The sequence below is a fragment of the Pseudomonas sp. FP1762 genome, assembly GCF_030687105.1.
GTDB classification, from domain to species: domain Bacteria; phylum Pseudomonadota; class Gammaproteobacteria; order Pseudomonadales; family Pseudomonadaceae; genus Aquipseudomonas; species Aquipseudomonas siliginis.
This window is the reverse complement of the sequence record NZ_CP117458.1, coordinates 5,877,907-5,903,411: the sequence shown is the minus strand read 5'-3', so window position 1 is coordinate 5,903,411 and position 25,505 is coordinate 5,877,907. Positions and strand designations below refer to the sequence as shown.

The window sequence follows — 25,505 nt, the reverse complement described above, 5'->3', positions numbered from 1 at the left end:
AGAAGTCTGTGAAACAGAACTCCCTGAAAGGATGGTTCAAGAGCGGCGCCCCGGGCGTCTGGATCAGCGGTGGCGCGGTGTCCATCGCGGTCATCATGACCATTGGCCTGTTGGCGGTGATTGCCGTGCGCGGTCTCGGTCACTTCTGGCCGGCGGACCTGATCCACGCGCATTACGACGTACCGGGCCAGGCCAATCACCTGGTGATCGGCGAAGTGGTGCAGAAAGAAGAAGTGCCGCGCGCACGTCTGAAGAGCGCCGGTCTGCCGGTGCCGGACGAAGGTCCGGAATTCATGACCCGCGAGCTGATCAAGGTCGGCAACCGTGACTTGAACGGTAACGACTTCACCTGGATCGTCGGCGAGTGGCTGACCAAGCAGACCACGCCGCCCGAGCTGATGGCGATCGAGCGTCGCGAGTGGGGCAACTTCTACGGCTACCTGGTCAACGTCAAACAGGATGGCAAGGTCATCGCCGAAGGCGAGGCCGCTTGGCCTGAACTGCAAGCGCGCATCGATCGGGTGAACGATCTTGCGGCTCAACTGAAAACGCTGGAAAAAACCGACATCGGCGCAATCAATGCCGGCCTCGAACGCATCCGACTTCATGGCCGCAAACTGGAGCTGGAAGGCAAACTCGACGCCACCGCACAAGCGGACATGGAGTCCGAGCGCGCCGAGCTGGACGCGCGCTACAAAGACATCGAAGCACGTCTGTCTGATTTGCATGCACAGTTCAACCGCGACGCCTTGACCGCCCGTGACGCCAACGGCAAGGAAATCGAAATCGGTCTGGGCAAAGTGGTTCACGCTTACCAGCCGAACGGCATGAGTACCTTGACCAAGGTCGGCTTCTACTTCAGCAAGATCTGGGAATTCCTCTCCGACGACCCGCGTGAAGCGAACACCGAAGGCGGGATCTTCCCGGCGATCTTCGGCACTGTGATGATGACCCTGATCATGGCGATGATCGTTACACCGTTCGGCGTGCTGGCAGCGGTGTACCTGCGCGAATATGCCAAGCAGAACACCCTGACTCGCGTCATTCGTATCGCGGTGAACAACCTCGCCGGCGTACCGGCGATCGTTTACGGCGTGTTCGGTCTGGGCTTCTTCGTCTACGTGCTGGGTGGTTCGGTCGACCGCTTGTTCTTCCCTGAAGCTCTGCCGGCGCCGACGTTCGGTACGCCGGGCCTGCTCTGGGCTTCGCTGACCCTCGCGCTGCTGGCAGTGCCGGTGGTGATTGTGGCGACCGAAGAAGGTCTGGCGCGGATTCCTCGTACCGTGCGTGAAGGCTCGTTGGCCCTCGGCGCGACCAAAGCGGAAACGCTGTGGAAAATCGTTATCCCGATGGCCAGCCCGGCCATGATGACCGGCATGATCCTCGCCGTGGCCCGTGCCGCCGGTGAAGTGGCGCCGCTGATGCTGGTGGGTGTGGTGAAACTGGCGCCGTCGCTGCCGGTTGACGGCAACTACCCGTACCTGCACCTGGACCAGAAGATCATGCACCTGGGCTTCCACATTTATGACGTCGGCTTCCAGAGCCCCAACGTCGAAGCAGCCCGCCCGCTGGTGTACGCCACCGCGCTGCTGCTGGTGCTGGTGATCGCGACGCTGAACCTGTCGGCGGTGTATATCCGCAACCACCTGCGCGAAAAATACAAAGCACTGGATAGCTGATTTTGCAGCACTGATTTTTATGTGGGAGCGAGCCTGCTCGCGAAGGCATCACCGCGGTTTCATAGACAAACCGCAGCGCCTGAATCGCGAGCAGACTCACTCCTACAAAACCGAACCGAATTTGTTAGCACAGGGAGCCTCCCATGCAGCACGAAACACACAGCCACGGCATCAACATGTCTGCCCTGGGCCGCGACAAGCAGAGCCTCAACCTGGCGCAGGAAACCGTCGCCATCGAAGTGCCGGGCCTGAGCCTGTACTACGGCGACAAACAGGCACTGTTCGACGTCAGCATGAACATCCCGAAGCAGCGTGTGACCGCGTTCATCGGCCCGTCCGGCTGCGGTAAGTCGACGCTGCTGCGTACCTTCAACCGGATGAACGATCTGGTCGACGGCTGCCGTGTCGAGGGCGCGATCAACCTGTACGGCAACAACATCTATCGCAAGGGCGAAGACGTTGCCGAACTGCGTCGTCGCGTCGGCATGGTGTTCCAGAAGCCCAACCCGTTCCCGAAGACCATCTACGAAAACGTGGTCTATGGCCTGCGCATCCAGGGCATCAACAAGAAGCGCATCCTCGACGAAGCCGTTGAGTGGGCGTTGAAAGGCGCGGCATTGTGGGACGAGGTCAAAGACCGTCTGCACGACTCGGCCCTCGGCCTGTCCGGTGGTCAGCAACAGCGTCTGGTGATCGCCCGTACCATCGCGGTTGAGCCGGAAGTGCTGCTGCTCGACGAACCTTGCTCCGCTCTCGACCCGATCTCGACGCTGAAAGTCGAAGAGCTGATCTACGAGCTGAAGTCCAAGTTCACCATCGTCATCGTTACCCACAACATGCAACAGGCGGCACGGGTGTCCGACTACACCGCGTTCATGTACATGGGCAAACTGGTGGAATTCGGCGACACCGATACTCTGTTCACCAATCCGGCGAAGAAGCAGACCGAAGACTACATCACCGGTCGCTATGGCTGATTGGAGCAGCTGCACGCCGCAAGCTTCAAGCGGCAAGAAATAATTGGTGCGATATCAGGACTTATACATAACTGCTTGAAGCTTGCAGCTTGAAGCTTGCAACTTTCGCGGAGCGAACAATGATTTCCAAAGAAGGCCTTACCCATCACATTTCCGCGCAGTTCAACGCTGAACTGGAGGAAGTGCGCAGTCACCTCCTTGCCATGGGCGGGCTGGTCGAGAAGCAGGTCAACGACGCGGTCACGGCGCTGATCGAGGCCGACTCCGGCCTGGCTCAGCAGGTCCGTGAGATCGACGACCAGATCAACCAGATGGAACGCAACATCGACGAAGAATGCCTGCGCATTCTTGCCCGTCGTCAGCCGGCAGCCTCTGACCTGCGTTTGATCATCAGCATTTCCAAATCGGTGATCGACCTCGAGCGTATCGGCGACGAAGCCACCAAGATCGCCCGCCGCGCCATCCAGTTGTGCGAAGAAGGTGAAGCGCCGCGCGGTTACGTCGAGGTTCGTCACATTGGCGACCAGGTGCGCAACATGGTTCGTGATGCGCTGGACGCCTTCGCGCGTTTTGACGCCGATCTGGCCTTGTCGGTGGCGCAGTACGACAAGATCATCGATCGCGAATACAAAACCGCTTTGCGTGAGCTGGCCACCTACATGATGGAAGACCCGCGCTCTATCTCGCGGGTGCTGAGCATCATCTGGGTCCTGCGTTCACTGGAGCGCATCGGCGATCATGCGCGCAACATCTCCGAACTGGTGATCTACCTGGTGCGCGGCACCGACGTGCGCCACATGGGCCTCAAGCGCATGAAGGAAGAAGTTGAAGGCACAAGCGCTGAAACCGCTAATGTTCCGGGCGAAGCTGACGATAAGTAAGATTGCCTGAGAAAAGCGCCCGGCCCTCTGGCCGGGCGTTTTTGTTTCTGCTTTTCAGAAGCGGATTCGTATTAAAAGCAGCACCCGCGAACGAAAAGTCCCGGCGTGACTGAAGAGTTTTGGCAATGTGCCATCAGCCAGCGTTATGCTTGCCGGGATTTTAATAGGGGTGTTGGATGAGCAAGATCAGTGTGTTGGTCGTGGACGATGCTTCGTTCATTCGTGACCTGGTGAAAAAGTGCCTGCGTAATTACTTCCCGGGGATCCGCACCGAGGACGCCATCAACGGCAAAAAGGCCCAGGCGATGCTGGCCAAAGAGGCTTTCGACCTGGTGCTGTGCGACTGGGAAATGCCGGAAATGTCCGGCCTCGAACTGCTGACCTGGTGCCGCGAGCAGGACAACCTCAAGACCATGCCGTTCGTCATGGTCACCAGCCGTGGTGACAAGGAAAACGTCGTGCAGGCGATTCAGGCCGGCGTATCCGGTTACGTCAGCAAGCCGTTCACCAACGAGCAGCTGCTGACCAAGGTCAAGCAGGCACTGAACAAGGTCGGCAAGCTCGACACCTTGATGAACAGCGCGCCGACCAAGATGAATTCGGCATTCGGCAACGATTCCCTGAGCGCACTGACCGGCGGCAAGCCTGCCGTGGTCGGCGGCGCTGCGGCCAGGCCTGCCGCTGCTGCACCCGCTCCAGCCGCTGCGCCGTCGCGCGGTTTGCTCAACAGCCCGCCAGTTCAGGCGCCCGGTGCATCCAAGGCGCCGGTGGGCGGTCGTGGTCAGGGCCAGTTGCGCCTGCCGAGCGGTACTCAGCAATGCGTGATCAAGGCCTTGAGCATCAAGGAAGCCCTGCTGGTGGTGAAGCGCACCGAAACCCTGCCGCAGATCCTCGACAGCGCCGTGCTCGATCTGGAGCAGGGCGACAACGCCGAGATCGCGCGGCTCAATGGTTACCTGCACGCCATCGTCGCCCACGAGCAGAAAGCCGACAGCGACTGGCTGCAACTGACCTTCCGCTTTGTCGACCAGGATGCGCAGAAGCTCGACTACATCTCGCGCCTGATCGCCCGGGGCACGGCGCAGAAGCATTTCGTACCCGGCGCGTAAGCTTCGTCGCCCGATAGGCCGCCTTCGCGAGCAGGCTCGCTCCCACCCTGGAACGCATTCCAAATGTGGGAGCGAGCCTGCTCGCGAAGGGGCCAGCCAAAACACCACTTGTCTCCCGTGCTCTGATCGTTCCCACGCGCAGCAAAGGAATGCCTCAACCGGACGCTCCGTGTCCTCTGTGCAGGGGACGCAGAGCGTCCCGGGCTGCATCCCCACGCAGAGCGTGGGGACGATCATTTGAAACATCTGTCGACTAGCCTGGTCTGTCTCAGCTGCTAGGCTGATTCCCAGGCCTTCCCTCGACAGACTTCTGCCCATGCTCGCGCGCCTGCTGTTTTTCTGCGGTCTCTGCCTGGCCTCCCAGCTGGCGATGGCCATGACCATCTACAAATCCACCGATGCCAACGGCGTGGTCTCGTACAGCGACCGCCCGAGCAAAGGCGCAAAGGTGTTCGTGTTTCAGGACCGTATGGTCGAGCGCCTCGACCGCCAGGTGTACCTGGACATCAAGAAGCAGAAAGGCGTCGACGTGGTGTTTGCGCGCAACGATTTGTACGCGCCGGTCGAGGTTGCCCTGGCCTTCATTGGCACGAGCAATGTGCGCGGCGTGCCCGCGCGGGCGATCCGTCGCGTGCTGCCGCCGCGCAGCAACACACGGCTGGCGCTGCTGACGGCGATCAGCCGTGACCAGCCGCTGGTGTATTCGCCGCAGTTCCAGTATTCGCTGGGCGACCCCGCAGGCACCGCACAGAGCTATCGCTATCCGCTGCCCTGGCGTGGCGGGCCGTTTCGCCTGAGTCAGGGCGCCAACGGCCAATACAGCCACTACGGGCCGAAGAACCGCTACGCCATGGACATCGCCATGCCGGTGGGCACGCCGATCATCGCCGCGCGAGCGGGAGTAGTGGTGAAAACCGAGAATTCCCAGAGCGGGCGCGGTACCGATGCCTCCGGCAATTTCGTCCGGGTGCTGCACGACGACGGCACCATGGGCGTGTACCTGCATCTGAAACAGGGTTCGGTGAGTGTGCGCGAAGGCCAGCGGGTCAAGGTCGGCAGCCCGCTGGCGCTGTCGGGCAACACCGGCAACAGCAGCGGCCCGCACCTGCACTTCGTGGTGCAGCGCAATACCGGAGAAGGGCTGGTGTCGATTCCCTATCAGTTCAACCAGCCGCTGGGGGCGTTGCCCAACTTTGCGTTGGGCAAACAGTAGGCGCGATAGGGTGTTGAGGGTTTTTGTGGCGAGGGGATTTATCCCCGTTGGGCCGCGAAGCGGCCCCAAATATTGCAACTCTGTACTAACTGACTGCATTCAATGGTTTTGGGACGGCTGCGCCGTCCAACGGGGATAAATCCCCTCGCCACAAGAGCCCCCCAAACTCCCATCAATCGAGCATCAACACCTTGGCCAGAACAATCTTCGGCCCTTTCATCTTCTTGATGATGATCCGCAAGCCTTCGACTTCCAGCACTTCTTCCTCTTCCGGCACCCGTTTCAGGGTTTCGTAAACCAGCCCGGCAAGGGTTTCCGCTTCGATGTGATCGAGATCGATGCCCAGCAGACGTTCGACCTTGAACAACGGCGTATCGCCACGCACCAGCAGCTTGCCTGGCTGATAGGCGAGAATGCCGCGCTCTGCCTTGCGGTGTTCGTCCTGAATGTCGCCGACCAGCACTTCCAGCACGTCTTCCATGGTCAGGTAGCCGATGATGTTGCCGTCAGCCTCTTCGACCACGGCGAAGTGCGAGCCACCCTTGCGGAACTGCTCCAGCAGCTGCGAAAGCGGCATGTGCCGCGACACGCGCTCCAGCGGGCGGGTCAGCTCGGCCAGGTTGAACGACTCTGGAATGTGGTCCAGCGCGGCCAGTTCCAGCAGCAGATCCTTGATGTGCAGCAGGCCGACGAACTCCTGGCGCTCGCTGTCGTACACCGGATAACGGCTGAACTTGTGGCGACGGAACATCGCCAGGATTTCCTTCAGCGGCGCGTTGAACTCCAGGGTGATCAGGTCTTCGCGGGAGTTGGCCCAGTCGACCACTTCCAGCTCGCCCATTTCCACCGCCGAAGCCAACACGCGCATGCCCTGATCGCTCGGATCCTGGCCACGGCTGGAGTGCAGGATCAATTTCAGTTCTTCGCGGCTGTAATGGTGTTCATGGTGCGGGCCGGGTTCACCTTGCCCGGCGATACGCAAAATCGCGTTGGCGCTGGCGTTGAGCAGGTAGATCGCCGGGTACATCGCCCAGTAGAACAGGTACAGCGGCACCGCGGTCCACAGCGACAAAAGCTCGGGTTTGCGGATCGCCCATGACTTGGGCGCCAGCTCGCCGACCACGATGTGCAGGTACGAAATGATGAAGAACGCGGTGAAGAACGACACGCCTTTGATGATCTCGGGCGAGTCGACGCCGACTGCGCTCAGCAGCGGCTCGAGAATATGCGCGAACGCCGGTTCACCGACCCAGCCCAGACCGAGAGAGGCGAGGGTGATGCCGAGCTGGCACGCCGACAGGTAGGCATCGAGCTGACTGTGCACGGTGCGCAGGATATGTCCGCGCCAGCCATGTTGTTCAGCGATGGCCTCGACCCGGGTCGAGCGCAATTTGACCATGGCGAATTCCGCTGCAACGAAAAAACCGTTGAGCAAAACCAGGATCAGAGCAAAAAGAATCATGCCGAAGTCGGCAAAAATGGTTGCGAGGGACAAGCCAGGGGAAGGGTCCATGATGGAGTTTTGCGGGTTCCGTGTGATTCGAAAGTAGGGAGAAACAGCGCCTGAAAGGCAGGCACAAGTCAGCCAATGTAGCGGCTGACCGTGCGATTGCCTAGTGGCGTGTGCCGGGCGGCATCACTCGGCGGCGCTGATCGCCCGTGCGCTGGCCACCTGAGCCGGGGCGAAATGGCAGGTGAACGTGCTGCCGTGGCCGGGCACGCTGCTGATCTCCATGCGCGCGCGGTGGCGCAGCAGCACGTGCTTGACGATGGCCAGGCCGAGGCCGGTGCCGCCCGTGTTGGAGTTGCGGCTGGAATCGACGCGGTAGAAACGCTCGGTCAGGCGCGGCAGGTGTTTGCTGTCGATACCGATGCCGGAATCCTGCACGCTCAGGTGCGCGCCCTGATCGTCGCCCCACCAGCGAATGCGGATGTTGCCCTCGGCGGGGGTGTACTTGACCGCGTTGAACACCAGATTGGAGAACGCGCTGCGCAACTCCGCTTCGCTGCCCTTGAGCAGCACTCCGGCATTGGCCTCGAGGCTGATGCGCTGGTTCTTCGCCCCGGACAACTGCTGCGCATCGCTGGTGATCGATTGCAGCAAGGTGTCGATCTGCACTGGCTGGTTGTCCGACGGATAGTCGGTGGCTTCCAGCTTGGCCAGCAGCAACAGATCGTTGAGCAGCGTCTGCATGCGCCCGCCCTGTTGTTGCATCTGTTGCAGGGCTCGGCTCCAGCGCGGGTTCACTTCTTCGACATTGTCCAGCAGGGTTTCCAGATAGCCGCAGATCACCGTGAGCGGTGTGCGCAGCTCGTGGGAGACGTTGGCGATGAAATCCTTGCGCATCTGTTCCAGCTGATGGATGCGCGTCACGTCGCGGACCAGCATCAGGTGTTCATTGTTGCCGTAGCGGGTCAGGTACAGCTGAATGCGCACGCGATCGTTGGTCGGCGAAGGGATTTCCAGTGGCTCGGCAAAGCTGTCCTGCTCGAAGTATTCCTTGAAGCGCGGATGGCGCACCAGGTTGGTCACCGGTTGGCCGCTGTCCTGCGGAGTCTTCAGGCCGAGCAGGGTTTCAGCGGCGCGGTTCCACCATTCGAGATTGCCGTCGCTGTCGAGCATGATGACTGCATCTTTCAGCGCGGCGGTGGATTCCTGCACCCGGTCGATCACCGCTTGCAGACGCCCGCGCACCCGTTGGTCGCGGCGTTGCAGGTGATAGATGCTGTCGAACACCTCGCCCCACAGACCATAGCCATCGGGCGGCGCTTCGTCGGGTTGGTGCTGGCGCAGCCATTCGTGCAGACGCAGCAATTGCTTGAGCGTCCAGGCCAGATATAGGCCCAGACCCGCCGCGAGGCTCCAGCCGTAATAGCCGGTGATCAACCCGATCACCAGACACGCTGTGACCAGCAGCAACATGTGGCGAATCAGGGTGCCATGCCAGTTTTGATTCACAGAGGCGTCCTTAGCCGCAGCGTCAAGTTTCAAGCTACAAGCTGCAAGTCAGAGCGGCTCGCTGTTTCTTGCCGCTTGTAGCTGAAAGCTTGCAGCTGCTTTCATGCTTTTGTGGAGAACCGGTAGCCGGTGCCGCGCACGGTTTGTACCAGATTTTCGTAAGCGTCGCCGAGGGCCTTGCGCAGGCGCCGGATGTGCACGTCGACGGTGCGCTCTTCGACGTAGACGTTGCCACCCCAGACCTGGTCAAGCAACTGGCCACGGGTGTAGGCGCGTTCCTGATGGGTCATGAAAAATTGCAGCAGGCGGTATTCGGTCGGGCCCATCTCGGCGGGTTTGCCGTCGATGGTCACGCGGTGGCTGATCGGGTCGAGCAGCAGGCCGCCGACTTCGATCGGCGCTTCGCCATCGGTCGGTCCGGCGCGGCGCAGCACAGCCTTGAGGCGGGCGACCAGTTCACGCGGGGAAAACGGTTTGGTGATGTAATCGTCGGCGCCGACTTCCAGGCCCTGGATCTTGTTGTCCTCTTCGCCCTTGGCGGTGAGCATGATGATCGGGATGTCCCCGGTCAGTTCATCGCGCTTCAGGCGACGGGCCAGTTCGATACCGGAGGTGCCGGGCAGCATCCAGTCGAGCAGGATCAGGTCCGGCTTGCGGTCGACGATGATGGCGTGGGCCTGCTGCGAGTTCTCTGCCTCGAGGCAGTCATAGCCGGCCATTTCCAACGCCACGGCGATCATCTCGCGAATGGGCGCTTCGTCGTCGACGATCAGAATGCTCCTGCCAACCATGCCTTAATCCTCTTGTCATTTAACTGTCTTGCGCCGCATTAGATAACGGAATTATTGCAGTCGTGTGACAGTATTTCAGGCCCGCAACATTTGCACCCATCCTCGACTAAGCTCTAAGTCCGAATCCTGACAACCACAAAAGAAGGTTTCCATGACTCAGATGACTGCTTCGTTCAAAGCCCTGCTGCTGGCCGCCGCCCTGACAATACCGGGGCTGGCCATGGCGGCCGATCCGGCGATGGAAAAGGACGGCATGTACACCGACCACAAGGGCATGACCCTGTACACCTTCGCCAAGGACTCCGCTGGCAAGTCCGCGTGCAATGACAAGTGCGCGGCAAACTGGCCGCCGTTGATGGCGCAGGCGGGTGACAAATCCATGGGCGACTGGACGGTGATCAAGCGTGACGACGGCACGATGCAGTGGGCCTACCAGGGCATGCCGTTGTACACCTTCGTGATGGACAAGAAGGCCGGCGACATGACCGGCGACGGCAAAATGGACGGCGCCTGGAAAGTCGCCAAGGCCAAATAGATGCAACCCAGACGCTGTGGGAGCGAGCCTGCTCGCGAAAAGTGTCAGTTATCGCAGAGGTGACTGACATGACGCCTTCGCGAGCAGGCTCGCTCCCACAGGTGTCATGCATTAGCGCAGTGCGTAATCCAGCACGATCCCGACAAATATCGCCAACCCTGCCCAGTGGTTGTGCAAGAAGGCCTGGAAGCAACGCATGCGGTCCTTGCTGCGTGTGTACCAGAACTCCCACGCATAACACCCCGCAGCCACCAGCAAACCGAGGTGGAACCAGATCCCCAGCTCGAACTTCGATCCGGCCAGGATCAGGCAGCCCAATGACAGCGCCTGCAAGCTGAGGATGATCACCCGATCCGCCTCGCCAAACAGAATCGCCGTGGATTTCACGCCGATCTTCAGATCGTCATCACGATCGGTCATCGCGTAGTAAGTGTCGTAGCCCACCGTCCACAGCAGGTTGGCAATCCACAGCAGCCACGCCGCCGCTGGCAACTCGCCGGTCTCGGCGGTAAAGGCCATCGGCATGCCCCAGGAGAACGCCGCACCCAGCACCACTTGCGGGTAATAGGTGTAGCGCTTCATGAACGGATAAGTGAATGCCAGCGCTAGACCGCCGAGCGACAGCCAGATCGTCGGCGCATTGGTGCACAGCACCAGCAGAAAACTGATGCCCATCAGCACGGCAAAGAACACCAGCGCTTCCTTCGAGCTGATCCGGCCAGCGGCGAGCGGCCGTTGCGCGGTGCGTTTGACGTGGCCGTCGACCTTGCGGTCGGCCCAGTCGTTGATCACGCAGCCGCCGGCACGGGTCAGCACTACGCCAAGAACAAAAATCACCACGTTGGCCAGCGACGGCGAGCCCTTGCCGGCAATCCACAATGCCCACAATGTCGGCCACAGCAGCAGGTAAATGCCGATCGGCTTGTCCATGCGCGTCAACTGAACGAAATCCCAGGCGCGCGGGTTCAGACGGTTGAGGGACTTGAGCAGGCTCTGATACATCAGCAGTTCTCCGGATGGGCGCGGGCGGCGTCCCACAGGCTCGGCAGGAAGATTTCCGCGACCAGCACGCTCAGCGCGCCACGGTCGAAACGCGAACGCCGGCCCCACAGCTCAGGAGCTTGCACCGCTGGCGGCAACCATTGTTCAGGGTAGTGACAGACTTCAATCGCGCGGCGCTGAAATGCGCGATCGCAAAACAGCAATTCGCCCAGCGAGCGGCTGCCCAGTTCATCCATGTGTAAACCATCACCTTGCAGGGCGGCGCGCGAGGCGACGCTGCGGGCAAACACCCAGGCTTCGCCATGACCACGCAAATACACCTCACGCACCCAGCCTTCGCTGCCCTCGGCCAGATCCAGCGCCGCGCATTCATCAGCGCGCAGGGTGTCCCAGCCTTCGAACAACGGCGACACGCTGAAGCCATCCTCGGACAAACGGGTCAAACGGCGGGTCAGCGAACCTTCGTCGAACAACCAGTCCAGGGTCAACGGATCGGGGCGGGGCGTCAGGCGGTCTTGGGTCAGCCAGAGCGGGGCGGGGCAGGCATTTGAATGTTGCACAATGAGTCATTATTGGCCGCAAATGAGGCGGCGAGCTTACCATGGCAGGCGACAGGATTGAGCGGCGCCGGCCGCCGTTGCGCCGAACAGGCTTGCATCTGCGCGGCACCCTCAGTACAAAACGCCCTGAGCAGGATGGCAGCGCAACACCCATCGACCGTCCGCGCCGGCACTACGCCTGAACCCTGAGGAAGTACCTGAATGAAGAAGTGGCAATGTATCGTCTGTGGCCTGATCTATAACGAAGCCGAGGGTTGGCCGGATGACGACATCGCGCCGGGCACCCGCTGGGAAGACGTACCGGCAGACTGGCTGTGTCCCGACTGCGGCGTCGGCAAAATGGACTTCGAAATGATTGAAATCAACTAAGCAAATAGAGGAGTAAGGCATGAGCGCACCAGTCGTCATCATCGGCACCGGGCTTGCGGGCTACAACCTGGCCCGCGAGTTTCGCAAGCTCGACAGCGAAACCCCGCTGCTGCTGATCACCGCCGATGACGGCCGCTCTTACTCCAAGCCGATGCTCTCCACCGGCTTCGGCAAGAACAAGGACGCCGACGGCCTGAGCATGGCCGAACCCGGCGCCATGGCCGAGCAGTTGAAGGCCGAAGTGCGCACCCACACGCGCATCAGCGGCATCGACGCCGGCCACAAACGCTTGTGGATCGGTGAAGAAGCCGTGCCTTATCGTGATCTGATCCTGGCCTGGGGCGCGGAAACCGTGCGCGTGCCGATCGAAGGCGACGGCGCGGAACTGGTATTTCCGATCAACGATCTGGAAGACTACGCGCGCTTTCGTGCCGCAGCCGCGGGCAAGCGTCGGGTGTTGTTGCTCGGCGCCGGGCTGATCGGCTGTGAATTTGCCAATGACCTGATTCTCGGCGGCTACGAAGTGCAACTGGTCGCGCCGTGCGAACAAGTCATGCCAATGCTTTTGCATCCTGCCGCTGCGGCGGCCGTGCAGGCCGGGCTGGAAAGTATCGGGGCGAAGTTTCACCTCGGCCCGGTGCTGACCCGCCTTGAGCAAGTAGTCGATGGCCTGGAAGCGCACCTGTCCGACGGTCAGATCATCCCGTGCGATGTGGTGGTCTCGGCGATCGGTCTGCGCCCGCGCATCGATCTGGCAGCGGCTGCCGGCGTGCAGATCAATCGCGGCGTGATGGTCGATCGTTACCTGAAGACCTCTCACGCCAACATTTACGCCTTGGGCGATTGCGCCGAAGTCGACGGGCTCAACCTGCTTTACGTGATGCCGCTAATGAGTTGCGCGCGCGCGTTGGCGCAAACCCTCGCCGGAAACCCGACCGCGGTCAGCTATGGGCCGATGCCGATCACCGTGAAAACCCCGGTGTGCCCGCTGGTGGTTTCGCCGCCGCCACGGGGCAGCGAAGGCATTTGGAGCGTCGAAGGGCAGGGCGCCGACATCAAAGCGCTGTGCCACAGTGCCGACGGTCAGTTACTCGGATACGCCCTGACCGGCGGGGCAGTCATGGAAAAACTGGCCCTCAACAAACAACTGCCGCCGTTGCTGGCGTAAATGCCGGTCGTTCTGTCGCAAACACCGCTCTTTTGCCCCGACAAAGGTCTTGGGGAGACTGGCGCCGCCGTTGGCGGCGTGCCATTCTCACTCCCGTCTGCCGCAGAGTAGAGCCTGCGGCGCCTTGGGCGCTGTTCCAACGAGAACAGCACGGACATAACAACAAAAAACCGTCAAAGGGGCTTCACTAATGCGTAAACCAGAACTCGCCGCTGCAATCGCCGAAAAGGCAGACCTGACCAAAGAACAGGCCAATCGCGTCCTCAACGCCGTCCTCGAAGAAATCACCGGCGCCCTGCACCGCAAGGACAGCGTGACGCTGGTCGGCTTCGGCACCTTCCTGCAACGCCACCGCGGCGCCCGCACCGGCAAAAACCCGCAGACCGGCGAACCGGTCAAGATCAAGGCCAGCAACACCGTGGCGTTCAAGCCAGGCAAATCGTTGAAAGACAGCGTCAATCCTTGATGGCGGCGTGCTCCCCTGAATGACGGGGAGAACCGCAAATGAAAAATGGGCACACCGATTGCGGTCGGGTGCCCATTTTTTGTGGCTGTCTGTTGGCTTACTGGCGTCGGAAGCAGGCCTTGCCGTTGCCGAAATCCACGGCCAGGCAGTTTGGCTCGATCGCCAGTTGCAGGTCCTGGAACAGTCCGCCCAGATCGCTGTTGGAGGCAGGCTTGGTTTTGCTTTCCAGCAGTACTGTCTGGTTCTCGACTTTCCAGGTGCCTTTGGCAAAGCCATCGGCGCTGCCATACGCCACACCGGCATCAAAGGTGCCGTCGTTTCGCAACAGCAACTCGGCGCCCATTTCCATTGCGCCGGTCAGGTAGTAATGGCCTTCCAGCTGTGGGGTGTCCGCTGACGCTTGGGAGGCGGGCAGCCACATCAGTGCGGCGAAAAACAGTGGTTTCAGTTCCATGAAATGAAGCTCCTTGGCAGTTGTAGTAGAGGGAGCGCATTTTCGAGCGTTGGATTCTGGCACAGCCATGTTTTGCCCGCCCGTTGTTCAGGCGCTACACAATCGAATCAATATCCAGCTGAAACGGCGCGCCAACTGCATGCCCACCGGTCATCGCGGCGATAGCGGCGTCGTGGTCTTCAGCGGCTGGCGGGATCATCGCCAGTTGCTCCTGAACCAGGTTTTCAGGGTGGGCGTTCCAGCGCAGCAGACCTTCCTCGACCCATTCGGGCTGGTCGGCATAGCTGCCGTAAACGTCGGTCTCAGTGACCCGTTGACTGCGCAGCGCTGTCAGGCGGGCTTTGGTCATGCTGATCTTGTCTATTTCCTGATTGAGCATCAGCGTCTTGTGCGCGCGCTCCTGCTCTCGCACGTAAGAACGGTGGTTGTTTTGCAGATCGCGCTTAACGGCCCGCAGCTGTTGCTGAATATTCTCCAGCGCGCTGCTGATCCACTCGAATTCGCGATTGGTCACCAGCGAACGCTTGAGCTGCAGTGCTTCCTGCCAACGGCGCAAGCTGGCCCAGCAGCCGGGGATGTAGCTGCCGACCATTGAGTGGTGACCCCGGTCGAACAACTGCCGCAGAAACGATCCGCGTTCGGGCAAGCCGTTGGTAGCGCGCAGGGCCTTGGCGCAGCCGTGATCGACGATCGTGCTGCAACCCGGCTCCCAGAGAAGGGAGGATCGGTGGTCCTTGTCGAACTCAACGGGCATGAAATGGCGCAAAGCACCGTGATGCCCATAGTCGTCGCCAAAGAAATTGATGATTCCCCAGATCAGCAGGCCGAGGCCGGCGACCGGGTTGAAGCCCAGCACCACGGCGTTGGTTGCGTACATCGGCCCAGGCTTGGCAAAGGTGTTCATCCAGGTCGCCGGCACGCTCGGTACCGGATCGTTCTGATTGACGATGCGGTGATGCACCAGCGATCTGGCGCTTTCGATGAAGGTGGTGTCGCCGGCACGGGGGGCGCCGTAGGTGTAGAGCACGATTTGCGGGGAGAACTCCAGGTTGCGTCTCAGCATCTCGGACAGGATCAGTGCAACTGCACCGCCCAGACTGTGACCCGTGATCAGCAGCTTTTGCCCGCTGTAGAATTTTTCCAGATAAGTCACGATAAATGGATAAGCCGCCAAAGCGCCACCGTAGAAACCGCGGTGCACTTTGCCTTCGCCTTCGGCAAAGGGAACCTGATAGGCATCGCCGTCACGCCGGCCGTCGGGCCAGATCTCACTGGTACCGCGTACGCTGATCAGGATCAGTTCGTCGTGGTGGCAGATGAAAGCCTGAGTGTCCGTGCTTTCGACCTGTTTGCGATCATCGAAAAAATGCAGTCTGGCGGGGTGTTCTTGTTGATTCCCTAACGCGGGGTCATTCACTTCGGGGTAAAGATTCGGGTCAAACGGCACCACTTCCAGGCGTTTCGAATACGGCACGTCTTCATACAGTGGATAGTATTTCTGCGATTGTGAGTCATCGACCTTCCACAACTCATCGAACTGCGGCAGCGCGTGGCCGAACCAGTTGCCGCTGCTGGGCTGTAGCGGAAAGCTTACCGTGTCGGTCTGCACCGGTTGAGTGTTGGGTTCCTGTCCGAAATCGGTGTAGCTCAGCGTCGCCATCACCGACAGCTGATAAAGGTTGAGCGCGCAGAACGCGTCGCCTGTCGACAGCATTGGCCGTAGCGCTCTCATCGGCCGTACTTCCAGCACATGGTGTTTGTTCGGCAGCAGTGCGACGCCCTTGGGCGGCGGCGGGGAAAACCCCAACTCGACGGTGGCCATCTCCGCCGCACTCAAGATGGTGTGCAGTCCGCCATCCGCAGAAGTTTTATCGACGACCGTGAAGTCTCTGGACTTCGCAGCGGGGCGCATGAGCTTGTGCGCCGCCCTCTTCGGAGCGTCGCGACGAGCAGCCAGCGGCGGCAAGTGGGCGATGTATTTTACCAGTTCACTGACTTCGACCTGGCAGTACGCATCGGTTTCGGACAGGTCCTTGGCGGGGTTGGCCTGGGTGCGAGTGCCTGTTTTGTGGAAGAAGCGGGTTTTTTCGGCGCGGACTTGGAGTTCGGTGATGGGGAGAGGGTAGTGCGGTCGTTCCTTCAGTCGCGCATATACTTCCTCTTTACCCTGATAAAACTGACTGAGCTTCAGGGTTACGGGACCGCAGTAATGATCAAGAACTTTTCCGGAGCCCGAGGAATCCAGTTTGCCGGTATAAACAATATCTTCGTAATCGACGGCTTCGTAGGTCAAACCGGCGTAGGGTTTGCCATCACCGAACTCGTCCACCAATTGAAAACTTGTGGCTTGTCCGCGTCTTGGGCAGGCGTGGATGTTGCCTTGCATAAAGGCCGCAATGCCGGAATCTGTCGGCTCAATGCTCATGGGGTCTGATCCTTGTTTTCAGTGCAATCGGGGTAAATAGTGCAGATGCGCTCGTCTACCATCCTGAATGTGCTGAAGTCTTTGTAATTGCCGAAACAGAACGCATCCTGATCCTCAAAGGCTTTCCCCATGCAGCGCTTCCATCCGCCGGGCACTTTTACCCACGTGTCACCAAAAGCGGGCTTTTCCCGCTCAGATAATTGGATTTTCAGAGTCACCGTTTTTCCAGAAAGCTGAGTCAGCGTGTACGCCGTGAAAGGACGGCTCCGCCCGACATTGCCCTGTGCATCCATTTTTTTGCAGGTCAGCAGTTTGATCAGATAACGCTTCGGGCCCACCGTGCGAAAAGACCACATGCACTCACCAAAGAACTCAGCTGTCTCGTCATCTCTGAAACTACCCATCTGTCGTTCCAGCAACTCCGGACGTACAGCAATCGAGGCGTAGTCATAGCTGAAGTTGCTTCGCCCTGAACCATAAATACCGATGACCTTGATCTCGATGTAATTCAGCGCCAGCGGACATTCGCTTACGGTTCTGTACAGCGGGATCTCGGAAGTCCCTTGGTACTTCATATTGGTTTTGTTGTATCCCAGCTGAGTGTTTCTCCCGCCAGGCACGGTGCATGTTTGGCCCTTGGCCGGAACATAGGTGGCCGTCAGGTCGTACTTGAATCCAGGTGGAAAATCCGGAACAAACATAAAGGTGTTCGGGGTCTTCACCGTCGTACAACCCACCAGCAATCCCAGGCAACCACTCAGCAGCAACCCTCGTTTCAAGTTCCTCATCGACCTACCTCTCCCTGCCAATACAACGCTTCCTGATATACCCGCTCAAAATGCATCGCCGGATCTTCACCGGGTTTGGGCAGCCATGATTTGCCTGGCCGATATCCCGGTAACTGCAAACTGCGGGTCAGCAAGAAATGCACGTGCTCCGGTTGTTGCCAGCCCCACAGGTGCGTCAGTTGAATCAGGCCCCACAACCATTCATCGACGTCCAGTTGTTCGGCCAGCTCGGCCATGGCTTCGGTGTGTTCGCCGACCAGGTAACGGCGGGTGTTGTCGAACAGCACGTTGGCGTAGATCAGTTCCGGGGTCGGCGTGTGCAGCCACGGCGGATCCATCGGCAGCGGGTGGTGGCCGGGGTCCGGGTTGTCGATGGCGTTCCATCGTTCTGCGTGCCAATAGCAAACGCTGTTGAATGGCCCGAGAAACGCCGCGCGGTGCTCGGGTTGCAGGTGCGCCAGCGCACGTCCCAGAACCCGGTTGTCATGCACGCGGTACACCGCCTGATTCGGACGTTCGCCGGTTATCAGGCGATCGCGCCAATGCGCCGCCAGCAGATCAAGTTCGACGTGACGGGCACTGGCCAGCCAGCCCCAATTGCGCTCGGGCGTGGCGAGCAAGGTCTGGATCGCGGGATGCTGCGCCGTATCGATCTGCAACAGCAGCGGGCCGGTCGGCACCAGCGACTCGGCCGGCGTGCCGGTGTAGAGCGGACGAAACCGCTCGGTGCCGAGGTCGCGGGTCAACGCAGCGTGCTCTGCGCTGTGGCCGTCGGTGTCGAGCATCAGATACAGATCGCAGCCGGCGCGGGACTGAGCGTGCAACCATTGTTCGACCGGGCTCATGCGACTTCTCCCAGCTCGCACAGACCCGCTGCGCAGGCTTCGCACAGCGGGCAAAAATCCGCTGCCTGCTGGCGGGCGCTGTTGACGATCGACAGCGGCGTGGCGTTGATCGCAGCTGGCAGGCCGGCCTCAACTTGCAGCGGTTGTAGCGGTGCGAGAGCCGGCAGTGGCGCGCCGCCCTGAACGATGGGCACGCTGCTGAAAATCCCGCCGGCATTGATCACGATGTGATGACCGCCCGCTGACAGCGTCAGGCTCATGCCGGCATCGATCACCACGTTGCTTGCCGTGACATGCGCCTGCTGGCCGGCCTGGATCACCAGAGCGCCCAGGGTCTGGCTGCTGGTACCGCTGACCTGCAACAAGTCATCGGCGTTGATCACGGTGCTGCGCAGTCCTTGATGGGTGCGCGAATCCCTGCCCTCGATGAGACTGGTGCTGTCATTGCCGACATGCTCATAGCGGTCGCGAGTGATCAGGCTGCGGCTGTCGTTGAGGATCAGTTGCTCGAGGTCGCGCTGCGCGCGCAGGCAGATTTTCTCCTGCCCGGCGCGATCCTCGATCGACAGTTCGTTGTAGCCGCCATTGCGCGGTGAGCTCTGGCTGCGTAATACCGTGCGGGTTTTACTCGCCGACAAGGGATGGGCGACGGCATTGACCTTGTTGGCGACGCAGCCGGTAATCAGCGGTTGGTCCGGGTCGCCTTCCTGGAAGGTCACGACCACTTCCATGTCGACCCGGGGAATGGTCACCGCACCGAATCCGTCACCTGCCCAACTGGACGCTACGCGTAACCAGCAGCTGCTTTTTTCGCTGTTGCGTTCAGCGCGATCCCAGGGAAACTCGACACGAACCCTGCCGTATTCATCACAGAAGATCTCCTCTCCGGGAGGCCCGGTAACGCGCGCGGTCTGGCAGACCAGCAAGGGTCTTGGCGCGGGCAAAGGCGGACGGTAAACCACCTCTGCGGGAATGGCCCTGAAGGTATTGCGGTAGCCCTGGGAAAAACCATCGGCAGGATTCGCCTCGCTGCTGAAAGCCTCTTCGAGTACTGCCGGTTGCTTGCCTTCGTGACTGAGACTGACCAACAGCCACAACTCGTTGCAGTCGGCCCTGGGATGTTCGCTCAGCTTGAACAGGTGACCGCTGCGCAAAATCGGCTGATTGCTTTTGCCTTCAATCCATTGATAGTCGCTGCGATGGCGCTCCAAGGCCTGACGCGCCAGCTGTTTGCCGTGCTTCTCGGACTTGATCAGCAGTGGATAGCGATAGTCCTCCAGAGCCGGCGTGAACTCGGCGGTGAAGCGGCTTTCCAGCAGCAGGCTTGGGCGCATGAGGTCATAGTCGCGGCGGGTGACCGTGCTGGTACGGGTGTTGAAGCCCATGCTCAGGTGGTTGACCACCGGGTGTTCGGCGACCATGCCGCTATCCACCCGAAAGGCTGTCGTACCCAATTTGCGCGCGAACACCGGGCTGTCGCTGAACACCAGCAAGTGCCTGTCGAGCGAATGCTGGTGGTGCCAGGCAATACCCTCTTCGGCGCACAGGCGCTGAATGAACAGGAAGTCGCTTTCGCCGTATTGCGTGCAGTACTCACGAGGCTCACCGGCGGCGACATTGAACGTGAAGTCATCGGCCTGGATGCCATGGCCTTTGAGGACTTGCGCGATGATCTGCGGCACTGTCAGTTGCTGAAAAATCCGCTGGTCGTGGCTCATTTGCAGATAATGCAGCGCCGGTACCAGTGACAGCTCATAGCGGGTCAGGCGCTTTCCCGATTCGCCGAGCATGACATTTTCGATCCGCCCGTGAATGCCTTCGCCCGCTAACCCGAATTGCAGAAAAGCAGGCTGGCTGAGCAGGCTTTCCAGATCGAAATCCGCGTACTCGCTCACCAGCTCGATGCGAAATGCGTACAGCTGACTGATCGCTTCGGTGCCAGTGAACGCGAGCACCTTGAAGTCGTGACGAATGGCCGGGATATGCAGTGAGAATGGCGCGCAGTGGCCTTTGCCGAACATGGGCTTGTCCTTAAGCAAAGTGAGTCAACGCGCGATACCGTCCTCCCTGATCGCCGCGCATGAAAAGTTGCCAAGGCAAGCTAGCGGCGCGGCAAACTAATTGATGTAAGAAGTATCCCTGAAATTTGTCAGAGTATTCCGGTGTGGAAGTCTTGGTTGGGATGCGAGAAGTGTCTGTAGGACGCGGCTCGGATAACTATCGAAGTGCCAGTATTTGCCGGGGGAGTAAAGTTTCAGAATAATGAAATGCCATCATTATAGTGGCACTTTTTGCATTGATCGTTGTCGCTGCAAACTTCTCGATGGAACCCGGTCATTTTAGGAAGTGTCCTACTTCTATTTTTTTTTGAATTTGGCATGCTGCACGCCGCTCGAGGGTGCGGGCGTCAGGTAAACTCGCCCGGCTGCGGCCGAGGCTCTGGGACAATGGTTTGGCGGGAGCCGGGAAAATGCGCTGATTTATAAACGGCATCAGGGAAACCCCTGCGACATATAGGGCGATCTCCTACAGATCGCAATGAACAGTTCGTCTTGTTGTTTAATCAGATGCTTGCTAGTGGCCATCATAGTGATTACGATGCGCCCACTTGAAAGAGCACATCTCAATTGGATGAGTCGCTGAACTGCTCTTCGATACTGTCCCGCGTTGCTGAAACTCCATTCGCGCGCATGACTGTAATCCTTAATAAAGGCCATGGATGTCCTACTCAAGCAAACTTTCCGCCCATTACCTCGAACTCGCAAAAGTCTCTGTTTCCAAAGAGAATTTCGCGGGCGAAGACGTTCGTTTTTCGAGCGAGTTCGAGGCGCTGGAAAGTGAGCTGGCCAAGGCTTCGTCGATGCACGAAAGCGGGCAGATCGACTGGCTGAAAATCCGCGAAAACAGTGAAAATCTGCTGCGTACCCAATCCAAGGATCTGCGTGTCGGCGCCTGGCTGACGTGGTCGCTGTACCAGCGCGAATCCTTCCCCGGGCTGCTTGCCGGCCTCGGTCTGCTGCACCATCTGTCGGAAAACAACTGGGCCGACGTCCACCCGCTCAAACCCCGCACCCGTGCCGCCGCGATCGGCTGGCTGGTGCCGCGTCTCGAGCAGGTCATCACCGAAAACATTGCGATCAAAGAGCAGTTGCCGATGTTCCGGCAGCTCTCTGAGCACCTGGCCGGTCTTGAGGCCGCGTGCACTGAACATCTGGGCGATGACGCGCCACTGCTGCTGCCGATCTCCCGCCGCCTGAAAACCATGATCCAGCGTGCCGCCGACAACCAGCCGGCGCCCGGCGTGGTGGGCGCGGCGGTGGCGCAGGTCAAGCAGGCCGCGACCCAGCTGCTCACTCCTGGCGCACCGATCGACAACGAGCGGGATGCGCACAAAGCCCTGCGCGCCCAGCAGGACAGCGCCCGGCCGTTGTGTGCCTGGTGGCTCAAGCAGAAGGCTACCGATCTGCGTGCCCTGCGCCTCAATCGCACGCTGTTGTGGATGACCATCGACGCAGTGCCCGAGCGCAACGCCGAGCAGATCACCGTGCTGCGCGGTCTGCCGCTGGAAAAGCTCAAGCTCTATCAGGACCGTTTCGATCAGGGCAAATACGCCGACCTGCTGGTGGAACTGGAGGCGAGCCTGGCGAAGGCGCCGTTCTGGTTCGATGGCCAGAGGATGGTCTGGGAATGTCTCCAGAACCTCAACGCCGAGCTGGCCATGCGCGAAGTGGAAATCCACTTCGCGCTTTTGATTCAGCGCCTGCCGGGCATCATCGAGTTGCGCTTCCATGACGGCGCGCCGTTTGCCGATCCGTCCACCCGGGCGTGGATCGCCGCCAATGTCATGCCGCACCTGCAAAGCGCCAGCGCGCCGCGCAAGGTCGAAAGCGAGAACGTCGAAACCCAGCCGGCCTGGGAAAAAGCCCTCGAGGAAGTCCAGCCGATTCTGCGCAAGGAAGGCTTGAAGCCGGCCGTGCAGATTCTCAAGCAGGGTCTGCAATCGGCCCACGGTGGCCGCGAACGCTTCTTCTGGCAGTTCACCCTCGCGCGGCTGTGTTTCCTGGCCAAGAAATACGAACTGGCCAAGAACCAGCTCGAAACCCTCGATCAGACATTACAGGACTCAGGCCTGCACGCCTGGGAGCCCGATCTTGCATTGCAAGTGCTGCACCTGCTGCACAGTTGCTGCGAGTTGTTGCCGCAGAACCACGCCGTACGTGAAAGCAAGGAAGAGATTTATCGCAGGCTGTGCCACCTCGACCTCGAAGTGGTACTCGAATAGGCCCCAGGGCCACAACCGCAAGGAGAAAAGCCATGGCCAAAGAAGGCTCGGTAGCCCCCAAGGAACGCATCAACGTCACCTTCAAACCCGCCACCGGCGGAGCTCAGGAAGAGATTGAACTGCCGCTGAAGCTGCTGGCAATCGGTGACTACACCCACCGCAAGGACGATCGCAAAATCGAAGATCGCAAGCCGATCAGCATCGACAAGATGACCTTCGACGAAGTGTTGGCCAAGCAAGAGCTGGGTCTGACGCTGAGCGTGCCGAACCGTCTTCAGGAAGATGGCGAGGCTGAAGAGCTGGCCGTGCAATTGCGCGTCAATTCGATGAAGGACTTCAACCCGGCCAGCCTGGTCGAGCAAGTGCCTGAGCTGAAAAAACTGATGGAACTGCGCGATGCGCTGGTGGCCCTCAAAGGCCCGCTGGGTAACGCACCTGCGTTCCGTAAAGCGATCGAAGGCGTGCTCGCCGACGACGAATCCCGCGGTCGCGTACTCGGTGAGCTGGGCCTGAACGCCGCAGCCCCGGACGCCTGAGACTCCAGTAGCCAAGGAAGCCAACACAATGAGCACTAGCGCAGCACAAGAGAAGAGCGCCGCCAGCGGCGAATACAGCATTCTCGACAGCATCATCGCCGAAACCCGTCTGACTCCGGACGACGAAGCCTACGACATCGCCAAGCGTGGCGTGTCGGCGTTCATCGAAGAGCTGCTCAAGCCGCAGAACAACGGTGAGCCGGTCAAGAAAGCCATGGTTGACCGCATGATCGCCGAGATCGATGCCAAGCTCAGCCGTCAGATGGACGAGATCCTGCACCACCCGGATTTCCAGGCGCTGGAATCGTCGTGGCGTGGTCTGCAGTTGCTGGTCGACCGCACCAACTTCCGCGAAAACATCAAGATCGAAATCCTCAACGTCTCCAAAGAAGACCTGCTGGACGATTTCGAAGATTCGCCGGAAGTCATGCAGTCGGGCCTGTACAAGCACATCTACACCGCTGAATACGGCCAGTTCGGTGGTCAGCCGGTGGGCGCGATCATCGCCAACTACTACATGTCGCCAAGCTCGCCAGACGTCAAGCTGATGCAGTACGTGGCCAGCGTTTCGTGCATGTCCCACGCGCCGTTCATCGCTGCCGCCGGGCCGAAATTCTTCGGTCTGGAAAGCTTCACCGGCCTGCCGGATCTGAAAGATCTGAAAGACCACTTCGAAGGCCCGCAATTCGCCAAATGGCAGAGCTTCCGTACTTCGGAAGACTCGCGCTACGTTGGTCTGACCGTGCCGCGTTTCCTGCTGCGTAACCCGTACGATCCGGAAGAAAACCCGGTGAAATCGTTCGTGTACAAGGAAACCGTTGCCAACAGCCACGAGCACTACCTGTGGGGCAACACCGCTTACGCCTTCGGCACCAAGCTGACCGACAGCTTCGCCAAATTCCGCTGGTGCCCGAACATCATCGGCCCGCAGAGCGGTGGCGCGGTTGAAGACCTGCCGTTGCACCACTTCGAAAGCATGGGCGAAATCGAAACCAAGATCCCAACCGAAGTATTGGTTTCCGACCGTCGTGAATACGAACTGGCCGAGGAAGGCTTCATCTCCCTGACCATGCGCAAAGGCTCCGACAACGCGGCGTTCTTCTCCGCAAGCTCGGTGCAGAAGCCGAAGTTCTTCGGCATCAGCGCAGAAGGCAAGGCGGCAGAGCTGAACTACAAGCTCGGCACCCAACTGCCGTACATGATGATCGTCAACCGCCTGGCTCACTACTTGAAAGTGCTGCAGCGCGAGCAACTCGGTTCGTGGAAAGAGCGTACCGACCTCGAGCTGGAACTGAACAAGTGGATCCGTCAGTACGTTGCCGACCAGGAAAACCCGAGCGCCGAAGTGCGTGGCCGTCGTCCGCTGCGCGCTGCGCAAGTGATCGTCAGCGACGTTGAAGGCGAGCCGGGCTGGTACCGCGTGAGCTTGAACGTGCGTCCGCACTTCAAGTACATGGGTGCCGATTTCACCCTGTCGCTGGTTGGCAAGCTGGACAAAGAGTAAGAGCGACTCATGGACGGATACGGCAGCCTGTTCGAACGCCTCAACGGCGACGCACAACTACGCAAGGGCAACAGCCTTGAGGCTTGTGCCATGGCGTCAGTGGCTGCCCATCTGGCCAAAATGCTCAGCACCCGGGCCGGCAGCGTGCAAACGCTGGCCGACTACGGGTTGCCCGATCTCAATGACATGCGTCTGAGCCTGCACGACTCCCTGAGTCAGGCACGTCTGGCTATCGAAAACTTCATCGAAGCCTACGAGCCACGCCTGAGCAATGTGCGTGTCATTTCCCTGCCGCGTGACCACGATCAACTTCGCCTGGCCTTCAGTATCGAAGGCCTGCTGGAAGTCGAGGGGTTCAAGCGTCAGGTCAGTTTTTCCGCGCGCCTGGATGGCAGCGGTCAAGTCAAGGTCACCTAAGGAGATCCCCGATGTCTGGCAAACCCGCAGCACGCGTATCCGACCCCACCGCTTGCCCGCTCCCCGGCCACGGCACCAACCCGATCGCCGCCGGTTCCGGCGACGTATTCTTCGACGGCCTCGCGGCCGCCCGCCAAGGCGATGCGTCGGCGTGTGGTGGTGCGATGTCGGGCGGTTTGGCGACCACTGTGTTGATCAACGGCAAGCCTGCCGCGACGGTTGATTCGGTGGGGACCCATGGCAACAAGGTTACGGCTGGATCCGGCACGGTGATTATTGGCAATTCGCATACGCCGGCACCGTTTGTGCCGCCGTTGCCGGTGGAGATCAAATGGCCGTTCAACGAGCACTACGTGATCAATTGTCAGGACTCTGGGAAGCCACTGGCGGGAGTGGCATACAGCTTCAAAACAGCCTCGGGGAAAGTTATCAGTGGGGTCACGGGAGCCGACGGGAAGACGCAAAAAATCTCGTCCTCTATAGCGGAGTCCTATGAGTTGACTATTGAACAGCAATCTGAAGTCGTAATTGGATAAAAGGATTTT

The 25,505-nt window shown here is 60.1% G+C and carries 24 protein-coding genes; 14 read left to right on the top strand and 10 right to left on the bottom strand.

The features are described from left to right. The first annotated feature begins 8 nt into the window (after window positions 1–8). From pstA to PSH90_RS26530, 5 genes are all read left to right on the top strand, one after another. Entirely contained in the window at window positions 9–1,679 is a 1,671-nt protein-coding gene (gene pstA, locus PSH90_RS26550) for a phosphate ABC transporter permease PstA (protein ID WP_016772481.1), read from the top strand. A 143-nt stretch (window positions 1,680–1,822) separates the two neighbouring features. Beyond that, window positions 1,823–2,656, top strand: a complete 834-nt coding sequence (gene pstB, locus PSH90_RS26545) for a phosphate ABC transporter ATP-binding protein PstB (protein WP_041476597.1) — start codon at window positions 1,823–1,825, stop codon at window positions 2,654–2,656. A gap of 119 nt (window positions 2,657–2,775) precedes the next feature. Next, on the top strand, window positions 2,776–3,537 hold the full coding sequence (gene phoU, locus PSH90_RS26540) for a phosphate signaling complex protein PhoU (RefSeq protein WP_016772483.1): 762 nt from the start codon (window positions 2,776–2,778) through the stop codon (window positions 3,535–3,537). A 176-nt stretch (window positions 3,538–3,713) separates the two neighbouring features. Further along, the gene (locus tag PSH90_RS26535) at window positions 3,714–4,646 is read left to right on the top strand and encodes a response regulator (RefSeq protein WP_041476598.1); all 933 of its coding nucleotides are present in this window, start codon (window positions 3,714–3,716) and stop codon (window positions 4,644–4,646) included. 316 nt (window positions 4,647–4,962) lie between these two features. Then, window positions 4,963–5,859: a M23 family metallopeptidase gene (locus PSH90_RS26530; RefSeq protein WP_041476599.1), complete on the top strand. Its 897-nt coding sequence runs from the start codon at window positions 4,963–4,965 to the stop codon at window positions 5,857–5,859. A gap of 172 nt (window positions 5,860–6,031) precedes the next feature. Here the strand turns inward: PSH90_RS26530 and PSH90_RS26525 are convergent, their stop codons facing one another. The 3 genes from PSH90_RS26525 to phoB form a co-directional block, all read right to left on the bottom strand. Beyond that, window positions 6,032–7,372 carry a hemolysin family protein gene (locus PSH90_RS26525; protein WP_016772486.1) on the bottom strand — a complete coding sequence of 447 codons (1,341 nt, stop codon included), beginning with the start codon at window positions 7,370–7,372 and terminating at the stop codon, window positions 6,032–6,034. 123 nt (window positions 7,373–7,495) lie between these two features. Further along, window positions 7,496–8,782: a phosphate regulon sensor histidine kinase PhoR gene (gene phoR, locus PSH90_RS26520; RefSeq protein ID WP_231991049.1), complete on the bottom strand. Its 1,287-nt coding sequence runs from the start codon at window positions 8,780–8,782 to the stop codon at window positions 7,496–7,498. A gap of 137 nt (window positions 8,783–8,919) precedes the next feature. Next, the gene (gene phoB / locus PSH90_RS26515) at window positions 8,920–9,609 is read right to left on the bottom strand and encodes a phosphate regulon transcriptional regulator PhoB (protein ID WP_007896474.1); all 690 of its coding nucleotides are present in this window, start codon (window positions 9,607–9,609) and stop codon (window positions 8,920–8,922) included. Window positions 9,610–9,760: 151 nt separating this feature from the next. Between phoB and PSH90_RS26510 the strand changes: the two genes are divergently transcribed. Then, the gene (locus PSH90_RS26510) at window positions 9,761–10,144 is read left to right on the top strand and encodes a hypothetical protein (RefSeq protein WP_041476600.1); all 384 of its coding nucleotides are present in this window, start codon (window positions 9,761–9,763) and stop codon (window positions 10,142–10,144) included. 111 nt (window positions 10,145–10,255) lie between these two features. Here the strand turns inward: PSH90_RS26510 and ubiA are convergent, their stop codons facing one another. Together ubiA and PSH90_RS26500 are read right to left on the bottom strand one after the other, a co-directional pair. Beyond that, window positions 10,256–11,146: a 4-hydroxybenzoate octaprenyltransferase gene (gene ubiA / locus PSH90_RS26505; protein WP_122506247.1), complete on the bottom strand. Its 891-nt coding sequence runs from the start codon at window positions 11,144–11,146 to the stop codon at window positions 10,256–10,258. Then, window positions 11,146–11,706: a chorismate lyase gene (locus tag PSH90_RS26500; protein WP_076564594.1), complete on the bottom strand. Its 561-nt coding sequence runs from the start codon at window positions 11,704–11,706 to the stop codon at window positions 11,146–11,148. The genes ubiA and PSH90_RS26500 overlap by 1 nt, the downstream gene beginning before the upstream one ends. 201 nt (window positions 11,707–11,907) lie before the next feature. Between PSH90_RS26500 and PSH90_RS26495 the strand changes: the two genes are divergently transcribed. From PSH90_RS26495 to PSH90_RS26485, 3 genes are all read left to right on the top strand, one after another. Further along, window positions 11,908–12,075 carry a rubredoxin gene (locus PSH90_RS26495; RefSeq protein ID WP_305381791.1) on the top strand — a complete coding sequence of 56 codons (168 nt, stop codon included), beginning with the start codon at window positions 11,908–11,910 and terminating at the stop codon, window positions 12,073–12,075. 19 nt (window positions 12,076–12,094) lie between these two features. Continuing rightward, window positions 12,095–13,243 (top strand): NAD(P)/FAD-dependent oxidoreductase, encoded by a 1,149-nt coding sequence (locus PSH90_RS26490; RefSeq protein WP_095181216.1) that lies wholly within the window; start codon window positions 12,095–12,097, stop codon window positions 13,241–13,243. A gap of 190 nt (window positions 13,244–13,433) precedes the next feature. Continuing rightward, a complete protein-coding gene (locus PSH90_RS26485; RefSeq protein ID WP_003213368.1) occupies window positions 13,434–13,709 on the top strand; it encodes an HU family DNA-binding protein in 276 nt (91 codons plus the stop codon). Window positions 13,710–13,806: 97 nt separating this feature from the next. Here PSH90_RS26485 and PSH90_RS26480 read toward each other — a convergent pair whose 3' ends face one another. The 5 genes from PSH90_RS26480 to tssI form a co-directional block, all read right to left on the bottom strand. Next, entirely contained in the window at window positions 13,807–14,163 is a 357-nt protein-coding gene (locus PSH90_RS26480) for a hypothetical protein (protein ID WP_150637178.1), read from the bottom strand. A 94-nt stretch (window positions 14,164–14,257) separates the two neighbouring features. Next, window positions 14,258–16,588 carry a lipase family protein gene (locus tag PSH90_RS26475; protein WP_305381790.1) on the bottom strand — a complete coding sequence of 777 codons (2,331 nt, stop codon included), beginning with the start codon at window positions 16,586–16,588 and terminating at the stop codon, window positions 14,258–14,260. Continuing rightward, complete coding sequence (locus PSH90_RS26470; protein ID WP_095181219.1) at window positions 16,585–17,376, bottom strand: hypothetical protein; 792 nt, start codon at window positions 17,374–17,376, stop codon at window positions 16,585–16,587. The genes PSH90_RS26475 and PSH90_RS26470 overlap by 4 nt, the downstream gene beginning before the upstream one ends. Continuing rightward, entirely contained in the window at window positions 17,373–18,221 is an 849-nt protein-coding gene (locus tag PSH90_RS26465; RefSeq protein WP_095181220.1) for a DUF4123 domain-containing protein, read from the bottom strand. The genes PSH90_RS26470 and PSH90_RS26465 overlap by 4 nt, the downstream gene beginning before the upstream one ends. Then, window positions 18,218–20,242 (bottom strand): type VI secretion system tip protein TssI/VgrG, encoded by a 2,025-nt coding sequence (gene tssI, locus PSH90_RS26460; protein WP_305381789.1) that lies wholly within the window; start codon window positions 20,240–20,242, stop codon window positions 18,218–18,220. The genes PSH90_RS26465 and tssI overlap by 4 nt, the downstream gene beginning before the upstream one ends. 698 nt (window positions 20,243–20,940) lie before the next feature. Here tssI and tssA point away from each other — a divergent pair. The 5 genes from tssA to PSH90_RS26435 are packed head-to-tail and all read left to right on the top strand — an operon-like array spanning window position 20,941 to window position 25,496. Continuing rightward, a complete protein-coding gene (gene tssA / locus PSH90_RS26455; protein WP_056790892.1) occupies window positions 20,941–22,503 on the top strand; it encodes a type VI secretion system protein TssA in 1,563 nt (520 codons plus the stop codon). Between the two features lie 32 nt (window positions 22,504–22,535). After that, complete coding sequence (gene tssB / locus PSH90_RS26450) at window positions 22,536–23,039, top strand: type VI secretion system contractile sheath small subunit (protein WP_016772498.1); 504 nt, start codon at window positions 22,536–22,538, stop codon at window positions 23,037–23,039. A gap of 28 nt (window positions 23,040–23,067) precedes the next feature. Continuing rightward, on the top strand, window positions 23,068–24,543 hold the full coding sequence (tssC, locus tag PSH90_RS26445) for a type VI secretion system contractile sheath large subunit (RefSeq protein ID WP_016772499.1): 1,476 nt from the start codon (window positions 23,068–23,070) through the stop codon (window positions 24,541–24,543). Window positions 24,544–24,552: 9 nt separating this feature from the next. After that, window positions 24,553–24,960 carry a type VI secretion system baseplate subunit TssE gene (gene tssE, locus PSH90_RS26440; RefSeq protein WP_007920274.1) on the top strand — a complete coding sequence of 136 codons (408 nt, stop codon included), beginning with the start codon at window positions 24,553–24,555 and terminating at the stop codon, window positions 24,958–24,960. Between the two features lie 11 nt (window positions 24,961–24,971). After that, on the top strand, window positions 24,972–25,496 hold the full coding sequence (locus PSH90_RS26435; protein ID WP_122087903.1) for a PAAR domain-containing protein: 525 nt from the start codon (window positions 24,972–24,974) through the stop codon (window positions 25,494–25,496). Window positions 25,497–25,505 lie beyond the last annotated feature (9 nt).

What these genes read in the sequence shown, in the direction of transcription:
- pstB (WP_041476597.1), top strand. Translation starts at nt 1,823, where the DNA reads ATGCAGCACGAAACACACAGCCACGGCATCAACATGTCTGCCCTGGGC.
- phoU (WP_016772483.1), top strand. Translation starts at nt 2,776, where the DNA reads ATGATTTCCAAAGAAGGCCTTACCCATCACATTTCCGCGCAGTTCAAC.
- PSH90_RS26535 (WP_041476598.1), top strand. Translation starts at nt 3,714, where the DNA reads ATGAGCAAGATCAGTGTGTTGGTCGTGGACGATGCTTCGTTCATTCGT.
- PSH90_RS26530 (WP_041476599.1), top strand. Translation starts at nt 4,963, where the DNA reads ATGCTCGCGCGCCTGCTGTTTTTCTGCGGTCTCTGCCTGGCCTCCCAG.
- PSH90_RS26525 (WP_016772486.1), bottom strand. Translation starts at nt 7,372, where the DNA reads ATGGACCCTTCCCCTGGCTTGTCCCTCGCAACCATTTTTGCCGACTTC.
- phoR (WP_231991049.1), bottom strand. Translation starts at nt 8,782, where the DNA reads ATGTTGCTGCTGGTCACAGCGTGTCTGGTGATCGGGTTGATCACCGGC.
- phoB (WP_007896474.1), bottom strand. Translation starts at nt 9,609, where the DNA reads ATGGTTGGCAGGAGCATTCTGATCGTCGACGACGAAGCGCCCATTCGC.
- PSH90_RS26510 (WP_041476600.1), top strand. Translation starts at nt 9,761, where the DNA reads ATGACTCAGATGACTGCTTCGTTCAAAGCCCTGCTGCTGGCCGCCGCC.
- ubiA (WP_122506247.1), bottom strand. Translation starts at nt 11,146, where the DNA reads ATGTATCAGAGCCTGCTCAAGTCCCTCAACCGTCTGAACCCGCGCGCC.
- PSH90_RS26495 (WP_305381791.1), top strand. Translation starts at nt 11,908, where the DNA reads ATGAAGAAGTGGCAATGTATCGTCTGTGGCCTGATCTATAACGAAGCC.
- PSH90_RS26490 (WP_095181216.1), top strand. Translation starts at nt 12,095, where the DNA reads ATGAGCGCACCAGTCGTCATCATCGGCACCGGGCTTGCGGGCTACAAC.
- PSH90_RS26485 (WP_003213368.1), top strand. Translation starts at nt 13,434, where the DNA reads ATGCGTAAACCAGAACTCGCCGCTGCAATCGCCGAAAAGGCAGACCTG.
- PSH90_RS26480 (WP_150637178.1), bottom strand. Translation starts at nt 14,163, where the DNA reads ATGGAACTGAAACCACTGTTTTTCGCCGCACTGATGTGGCTGCCCGCC.
- PSH90_RS26475 (WP_305381790.1), bottom strand. Translation starts at nt 16,588, where the DNA reads ATGAGCATTGAGCCGACAGATTCCGGCATTGCGGCCTTTATGCAAGGC.
- PSH90_RS26470 (WP_095181219.1), bottom strand. Translation starts at nt 17,376, where the DNA reads ATGAGGAACTTGAAACGAGGGTTGCTGCTGAGTGGTTGCCTGGGATTG.
- PSH90_RS26465 (WP_095181220.1), bottom strand. Translation starts at nt 18,221, where the DNA reads ATGAGCCCGGTCGAACAATGGTTGCACGCTCAGTCCCGCGCCGGCTGC.
- tssI (WP_305381789.1), bottom strand. Translation starts at nt 20,242, where the DNA reads ATGTTCGGCAAAGGCCACTGCGCGCCATTCTCACTGCATATCCCGGCC.
- tssA (WP_056790892.1), top strand. Translation starts at nt 20,941, where the DNA reads ATGTCCTACTCAAGCAAACTTTCCGCCCATTACCTCGAACTCGCAAAA.
- tssB (WP_016772498.1), top strand. Translation starts at nt 22,536, where the DNA reads ATGGCCAAAGAAGGCTCGGTAGCCCCCAAGGAACGCATCAACGTCACC.
- tssC (WP_016772499.1), top strand. Translation starts at nt 23,068, where the DNA reads ATGAGCACTAGCGCAGCACAAGAGAAGAGCGCCGCCAGCGGCGAATAC.
- tssE (WP_007920274.1), top strand. Translation starts at nt 24,553, where the DNA reads ATGGACGGATACGGCAGCCTGTTCGAACGCCTCAACGGCGACGCACAA.
- PSH90_RS26435 (WP_122087903.1), top strand. Translation starts at nt 24,972, where the DNA reads ATGTCTGGCAAACCCGCAGCACGCGTATCCGACCCCACCGCTTGCCCG.